Raw genomic sequence first — 7,835 nt, 5'->3', positions numbered from 1 at the left:
CGAAGGAATTGGAACATTATGTTGCGACCGCAGGAGCAACACTTTAGTTCAAGCGAACAACTCAGCGTCTCGCTTCTACGGTCGCTCGGGAAACTCAAAACGTTGCTGCCTGCTGTCGCAACGTTAGGTCGCGAGCCCATTTTAGCTATGAAATTCGCGAGCTGCGGAGCGACCCAGGAAACTCAGTGAACGCCTTCCTATGGGTTGGCGTTCAGGGAGCGAACGCACCTGAGTTTCTTATTCGCCCAAGATTTCAACCGTCGAACTCACGTTATTCTATAAAATTCTCAACCGATTCTCGAGATAAAAAATCGTAATAAAGCCCAAGCCTTTTCGGTCCACCTTCCTTGGATGGTCCATAACTTTTACATAATCTTTTTATACGTTTAAAATTGTAAAAGTTTCCTCGCACTCACAGAGCAAACGTCTATAAAAGCGAGGATCCTCTGCATTCTAAGCGTTAGGCTCGTTTGTTGTGAACTAAGAGTTTGTCCGCCAACCGTCCGATTTTATCGGAATGGCCGCGAATCTCCGCGATTGTTTTACGTTTTGGGACAGGCTCTAAGCTCTAACCTTCGTCATAGGTGTTTATCGATCGTTCGTTTCCGGCTTAGAAATATCTTAAGGCCCATCCGTTACGCAGCGGACGTATCCAGTCGTCCCCAATCCTTTGAGAGCATTGAGCGATTGCCCACTACCGGCGGGGTAAAAGCCGAATGCACGGGCGAGCCCCGGCCCTGATCCGGTTGTGGAAGTCCAAAAGGGAACTGCGGTCACAGGAGTGTTAGAAAAAGGTCCAAAGATAAACGGAGCCGCAGGCGCGGAATAATCAACGATGCTGATCATTTCGCTTGCATTTGGCAATCTCCAGTCGGTGCGACCAGCAAAATTGAGAATATCACAATAGGTGAGCGCGCCCGCCCAAGTGATTGCATTAGCTGCACCTACAGCACAGCCTGCTCCTGTAAGTCCGGCTGTGCACTTTTGCCAAAGAAGTCCGGTATTCTGATCGAAAATCGTCTCCGTTGCAACCGCTGGAGGAGGTAAAAAAGAATTGTCCACAAACGAAGGCGCGGGAATCGGATTTCCCGAAACACAACGCAAATACCGAACCACGCTTTTGCCTACGCTGAATGCATGGCTTCCCACTGCAAAATCGCTCTCAAACACTTGACCCGGTAAAGGGACTCGAGTCGTATTCGATATGTATGGGACTAAGGCATTGGTATTCGGGAACGCCGCCGCATCTATGTGAGGGACGGCGGCAGAACTATTTATGAGAGAACTAAGCTCCCGGATGGAGGGGATTCTCCAGTCGGTTTTTCCCGCGTAGCCGCGACCATTATTGAGAGTATTGAGTTCCGCACAACTTCCCGCAGCTCCCGCGTCTGCATTGTTCCAAGTGATGGGAGTGATCACTCCCACCGAACAATCCGCTCCGCTAAGTCCCTGAGCGCAGGTTTTCCAAGTTAAACCATGTACTAGATCCAGAGTTGTGTAGTCGTTGGGATACCTACAGTGTTGTGCAGGTGTGCTAAAGGAGCGTGTATTCGGTGTGTCGTTGAATTCTCCATCCTGACCAGTGCCCGCACAAGCGACGAGGGTTCCCGTTGTATCCCAGCATTGGTTTTGTCCTGTATCCGTTACAGCCGCCGGGGTGAAATTCAAATTAGGTCCCGGACATTCAGGCAGATTGTCGGAGGAGTCGGAGGAGCCTGAGTTAGGTTTGAGTAGTTGTTGAAATATGGCGTACGGGAGGTCCGGTTTTTCCGGCCGATGAACGCAATTCAAAAGACATACAACTAAGATTCCAAAAATTACATTCGTATATTTAGAAAAGTTTGAACGTTGTATGGGAAGTCCATGCCGAATCTCAAAAACATATCTTTGAGATTTGATTACGCGCAAAGAATTCATATCGTTTTGAAAATTGTTTTTGCTCAAAAAATGAAAACGCATACTTCTTTATTATACAGGCAAATTTCATCTTTTAGTCTTTAAATTCGAAATTAAAAAATTCAGTTTATATTCCGGAGAATATCGGAGTATAAGGGACGCGGAATAAAACGGGCCATTTGAGTGGTATTACTGACTCGTTCCTATAACAATAAGAGTTTGTCCCAAAATCTCGAACGCCGGTTAAAAGCGAGACACCGAGTTTCACAAAAATGTGGGAACTCCTATGTTTTTAAACAACGGCCAGTTCGGATCTCTTCCGTGTTTTTATAGATAAAAATCGGAAAATTTGTAAAGTCCTAAAAAAGGTCGACAGAAATTATGAAGCGATGTGAACAATTTGAGGAGTTAAAAAACCAAGATGTGATAAAGTCGAACATAGTTGTAAAGAAAGACGGCTTTGATTGAGAGCCGTTTGAGTTTCTTTAAAATCATTAAAAGAATAGAATAAACCGAATTCGACTACCTTACTCATCAGATGATTCTTTCCATACTTTTTAGCCAACCTCGGATTGTCACGGAACCGCTGATTCCGTAGTATTTCATCGCTTGATTCTGGCTATACTTTCCAGACTCTATTTCCTGGATTACTTTTCTCTTGAACGCTTCACCGTAACGCTTGATCGTTGTCATTTTTCCTACCTCACTGACAATTTTTTCTAGAACGCTACACAAATCCCTAATCCCTAACCGCTAATTCCTAACCCCTAGTACACCCATCTGTATTTCTCGTAAGGAGGATCGATTTCCAAAATCTGCACCTGCCCTTGATCGATCAGCTTTCGAATCAAAGAATGCAAAATCGCGAGCGCCGTATTGTAATAACCGCTGTTCGCGACCTTCTCTCCCATCGCTTCGAGAACCAAAGTGGAAAGATCCTGATCGTTTTCCTTCAATCGACGCACAACTCCTCTTTCCAAAAGGTTTAAGGTTTTTGAAAGTAATTTGATCGCCCTTTGAGGATCGTCCGGCTCGGGTCCGTGCGCGGGAAGAAGCCTTCGGATCGGCAATTTGGAAAGACGATCCAAGGATTTGTGATAGTCGTATAAATTTCCGTCGATCTCCGCGTAAATGGAAGAGATATTTTGAAGAACCAAATCGCCCGTAAAATAAATCTTTTCCCCTAAAATATAAGGAGTCAAATGCCAGCGATTGTGGCCGGGAGTATGTAAAATTCCGATTTCCCTGCCTCCCGCCCGGATCACATCCCCTTCCACGAGTTCAACGTCGAAGTCCAAATACGGATCGACTTTTTCCGAATTGTCCAACGCATCATGAAATTCGAATATACCCGTATCCACTCTTTTGAGTTCCGCGGCCCTTGTCGCATTATCGTGATGACCCTTATACACGAGCCTTCTCATGGCCCTTTGAAAAACCTGAACGAACTCCACATAATTTCCGATCTCCGCCGCCATTCCCGTCATCGCATACAACTTTGCGTCCGTATAATAACGCAGAGTCAAGGCGGCGCTCATGTGATCGAGATGATTGTGGGTATAGATGATATGTTTGATCTTGTTTAAGGAAAGCCCGACGGTTTTTAAAGCCCTTTGTAAAAGACCGAGGTTTTCGATATAACCCGAGTCGATAATGGTAGGCTCCCCGTCGGGAAGAATGTAAATATTGTTAGGCGAATAAAAAGGTTGAGGAATTTCAGTCTTAAAGATTCCGTCGCCGATATCCTTTACTTCCGGAACAGAATCATATCGGTGAATTTTCATTCAATTCTCCCCAAGAGATCTTCTTTGAATACGAGGTCCTTGGACGTGTGGAAGCCTGCAAATGAAATTTCAAATACGGACTTCTTCGGATTCAAAGATTCGATGTCGCATTAATTTCGATCGCAACAAACCTTTACCGCTTCGGCCAATTGTTTCGGGTCCCAGGGTTTCGGTAAAACGGCGTAAGTACCCGCTTCTTTTTTCACTCTTTCCACCGCCGCATCGTCCACATGCCCCGTAATCAATATGGAACGAATATCCGGATATTTTTGATGAACGTGAATTAAAAACTCGTCTCCCTTGATCCCGGGCATACGCCAATCGGACAAAATCAAAATCACGTTGATTCCGTTCTCCGACAAATCATCCACAACTTCCAACGCCTCGTTTGCATTGATCGCGGTTTCATATTGAAACTCGTTTCCGAATTGTTTTTTTAGTTCCTGTTTTAACGCGATCAAAATGATAGGCTCGTCGTCCACACACAGAATCGCATTGTTTTTTATCATATCTTTCAAAAGATCTTCTCCGTTTATACAGAACGTGCGGACTTCAACCACACGCTGAACTTCGTTCTTCCGGGAACACTCTCAAACTCTATTTTACCGCCCATCTTCTCTATGATCTTTTTGCAGATATCCAGCCCTAAACCGATCCCCTCACCTTGTTTTTTCGTGGTGAAAAAAGGTTCGAAAATCTTATCTTTTACCGAATCCGGAATACCTCCGCCGGAATCGACAAAGGAAGTGACGATCCAAGAATCTTTTTCTTCCAGGCCGATTTCAATCTTCCCTTGGTAATTCATGGATTGCAAACCATTATTTAAAAGATTGATCCAAACTTGATTGAGCTTATTCCCGTTTCCGAGACAAAGCCCCGCCGTTTTATAATCTTTTACGATCTCAACTCCGTATTTAATTTTAGTATGATACAAGGTGAGTATCGTTTCAATCTCGGACTTTATATCCACCGGAACGATATCCTCGTCCTGTTCGCTTCCTCCCGGATTCAAATAATTTTTCAAAGCCTCCACAACGTGAGAAGCCTTACCGCTTGCTATGGAAATAACGTTGCTTAGTCGAACGATCGTGGAAAGGGAAGCGACGGTATTTAAAAGAATCGTTCTTTTTTCCGATCCCAAAAGTTCGACGAGCCTTTCACCAAGTCGATAGACTCCGATATCCAAAACCGTATTGGTCACGTCGCCGTAGTCGTCCATTCCCGCTTCTTTAAACATCTGAAGCAGATCTTTTTTCAAACTTCGATCCGGAATAATTTCGGATTGAAACGCGTCCTTTAAACTTTCCTCTAAAAGAACGTTGAACTGTTCCGATTCTTTTTCGTTAAAACTCGAAAGAATTTCGGGAATTCCTTTTAATTCTTTCTGAAGAATCTCCAAAACGGCCCTGTTGGAAGACGCGATCGCGCCTAACGGAGTATTCAACTCGTGGGTCATCCCCGCTGCGAGTTGTCCCAGAGCGGCCAATTTTTCGGAAAGAAGCAGTTGATCTTGTGCGTCTTTCAATTCCTTCATGATCTTTTCGAGATGATTCACCGCATCTCTCAAATCCGAGTTGGATTTACGGAGTTCTTCGGTTCTAACGTCGATTTTTCTTTCCAGATTGGCGTTCAGATCCAGAATCGTTTCTTCCGCTTCCTTACTTTTGGTGATATCGTAGATGATTCCGAAAATCCGTTTCGGAACACCGGCCGCGTTTCTTTTATAAACTCTTTCCCTGGAAATGAGCCATCTCCATGCCCCGCCGTCCTGGTGTTTCATTCTATATGAGTTTTCTATAATATCCTTATCGTTTGCCTTCCCGTATTGGGGCACTATTTCGGCGTCGTATTTTTGAAAATCCTCCGGATGCATCAGATTTGAAATCATCCGTTCTCCCATACTTTTGATATCCATTGCGGAATATCCTAGAACGATTTCGATCCCGTCGTTGATGTAGACGTATTTTTTCTCTTCAATATCATAAATATATAATATATCGGGAGTGATGTCCAAAATCGATTCGATGAACCTATTTCTTTCCAAAAGTTTCTCTTCGATTTGTTTCCTTTCCGTGATGTCCACCGTAACGCCGCGCAACCACTTCGGTTTGTTATCTTTTACGATCACCTTTACGATGTCCCTGAGCCAGACGACGGTTCCGTCGTTCCTCATAAATCGATATTCGAAGTCGTAGGCTTCCATTTTTTTAGTACGATTGATTCGGAAATCCACGGCCCATATCTTATCTTCCGGATGCAGATGATCCGCCCAAAATCCGGGTTTGTTCCAATCTTCCACCGAATAACCGAGCGTATCCACCACTTGCTGGCTCACGAACGTGAACTGAGACGTGGAAGCGTCCGCTTCCCAAACGATTCCGGGAGTTGTATCCACAAGATCCCTGAATTGTTCTTCGCTGGATTTCGTCCTTCCAAACGATTCCTGAAGTTGTTCGGCCATGTGATTGAACGTAAGAGAAAGAGATCCCAATTCTTCCAATCGACTCGGGGGAACTCTTTGGTCGAAATCTCCCTTAGCCATTTCCACGCTCGCGTTCGAGATTCTCCTTATGGGCGACGTTACAATTCCCGCAAGAAACGCGGCGATCAAAAGCGAGGAAGTCAAAGCGACCGCGAACACCATCGCCGATTGACTGCTTCCTACCCTCACCCCTTCCAGATAATACGCGGAAGGAATCGAAGTGATCAGGATCCAATTGGTATTCCCGCTATTGTCCTGATACGGAGTCGCTTGAGTAAGCCAGGTTTCCAGAGACAACGGTTTTGCGGTAACCACGTCGAATCGAAACTGAATCGGCTCGTAAAGTACATTCAAATTTCCTAATTTACTTTGAAGCGTACGGATGGCGTTTGCGGTCACCGGATCCTCGTTCGGATCCGTCTCGTTTTTTTTCTCCGCCTTGGAAGACGCGACCACCCGTCCCAAACGATCGATGATGATCGCACGGCCGTGTGCCGCGAGGTTCGTGGATTTTAGAAGACGACGGATTCCGCTCAAACGTACCGACTCGTTCTCCTTTTGTTTTTTTTCGAGATACTGATCCAAATGAAGATTGATACTTTCCGATATTTCCTGATGTAATCTTCCCGCGAGTTTATCCGCCGCCATCTCGGAGCTTTTCAGATTTAAATACGCGGTCGCTCCGACCATAACCAAAACAAGAAGAATAAACGGGGCCACCAAAAACATACGGATCGGCAAACCTTGGATCGAATTTTCGTCCTCCCCGCCGTTCTTTTTTTCCCAGTGAAATTTCTTAAGATCAAAATAGGATTCTCGAACGTGTCCCGGAATCTCCGCCCAAAACATTCCGTATTTACGAGCGAGAGGAAGCGCTGCAAACATCGCAAACGGTGCGATCACCCAAGTGATCGAAGTCGTAAAAAATAAAGCGGGTGTGATACTTCTATAAGAGATCGAGGGCGAGAATTGTTTGGAACAAAGATAACCCCAGAGTTGCGGTTCGATCGTCATAAAGACGATCACAAAAAGAAAATACTTAAACCAAACCTTGATCTTCGTAAAATTCGGATCCTTTCCGATCAATCGATACGCGATCCAAAAACAAGAAGGATTGATGAAGTAACCCACGAGCCAATCGAGTAAAAAATCGGGAGGAACTCCTTCGATCAAATCCGAAAGCGCATACGCAAACGGAACCGCAATCAACGCGGGGTAACCGAACAAAAGGATACAAAGAAAAACGGAAAGATCTTTGAGAGACTCGAAGGTTTGAGCTCCCGGAACTAAAACGATAAAAGAACCCAAATAACCCGTGATAAAAATGAATACGAACGTAAAAGGAATACTCAAAAGGGCCTGTGTGTCCCAAAACTGTCTTTCTCTTTTAAAACCGAGACCGCCTGCGATTTTCAAACGAAAACCGGTGAACGCGGAAATCATAAAAGAGAATCCTACGATAAATCCCAGAAGTCCCCAAATTTCAAGAATCGGCAGAGGAATCGATTCAAAAAGAGTTTCAAGCCGTTGAATGATGACGTGCATCCCTACCTCGCCCAAAAAAAATCATAATGGTTATAAACACCGAAACAATCCGAGAACCGAAAAAAAAATCCTAAAGGACGATTCCACAAGCTGTAAATCAAATTCCGGACATCGAACGGTGTAAAGTC

General features: G+C 44.8%; 4 protein-coding genes and 1 pseudogene. All 5 read right to left on the bottom strand.

The window, feature by feature from the left end; genetic code table 11:
- Window positions 1–621: 621 nt before the first annotated feature.
- A complete protein-coding gene (locus LEP1GSC060_RS03065; RefSeq protein ID WP_080634500.1) occupies window positions 622–1,917 on the bottom strand; it encodes an Lcl C-terminal domain-containing protein in 1,296 nt (431 codons plus the stop codon).
- A gap of 504 nt (window positions 1,918–2,421) precedes the next feature.
- Window positions 2,422–2,589, bottom strand: a pseudogene (locus LEP1GSC060_RS19885) (transposase); the annotation flags it as partial.
- 74 nt (window positions 2,590–2,663) lie between these two features.
- A complete protein-coding gene (locus LEP1GSC060_RS03055; protein WP_002995674.1) occupies window positions 2,664–3,680 on the bottom strand; it encodes an MBL fold metallo-hydrolase in 1,017 nt (338 codons plus the stop codon).
- Between the two features lie 110 nt (window positions 3,681–3,790).
- Window positions 3,791–4,198, bottom strand: a complete 408-nt coding sequence (locus tag LEP1GSC060_RS03050) for a response regulator (protein WP_036095259.1) — start codon at window positions 4,196–4,198, stop codon at window positions 3,791–3,793.
- 14 nt (window positions 4,199–4,212) lie between these two features.
- Window positions 4,213–7,707, bottom strand: coding sequence for a PAS domain-containing protein (locus tag LEP1GSC060_RS03045; RefSeq protein WP_002995780.1), 3,495 nt, complete (start codon window positions 7,705–7,707; stop codon window positions 4,213–4,215).
- Between the last annotated feature and the right edge of the window lie 128 nt (window positions 7,708–7,835).

The organism is Leptospira weilii serovar Ranarum str. ICFT, assembly GCF_000332415.1.
Taxonomy (GTDB): domain Bacteria; phylum Spirochaetota; class Leptospiria; order Leptospirales; family Leptospiraceae; genus Leptospira; species Leptospira weilii_A.
The sequence above is the reverse complement of the archived record's forward strand: the minus strand, read 5'-3'. Positions and strand labels throughout refer to the sequence as shown.

Bases quoted from the DNA above. Each gene is read 5' to 3' on its own strand.
- LEP1GSC060_RS03055 (WP_002995674.1), bottom strand. From the start codon at position 3,680: ATGAAAATTCACCGATATGATTCTGTTCCGGAAGTAAAGGATATCGGC.
- LEP1GSC060_RS03045 (WP_002995780.1), bottom strand. From the start codon at position 7,707: ATGCACGTCATCATTCAACGGCTTGAAACTCTTTTTGAATCGATTCCT.
- LEP1GSC060_RS03065 (WP_080634500.1), bottom strand. From the start codon at position 1,917: ATGAATTCTTTGCGCGTAATCAAATCTCAAAGATATGTTTTTGAGATT.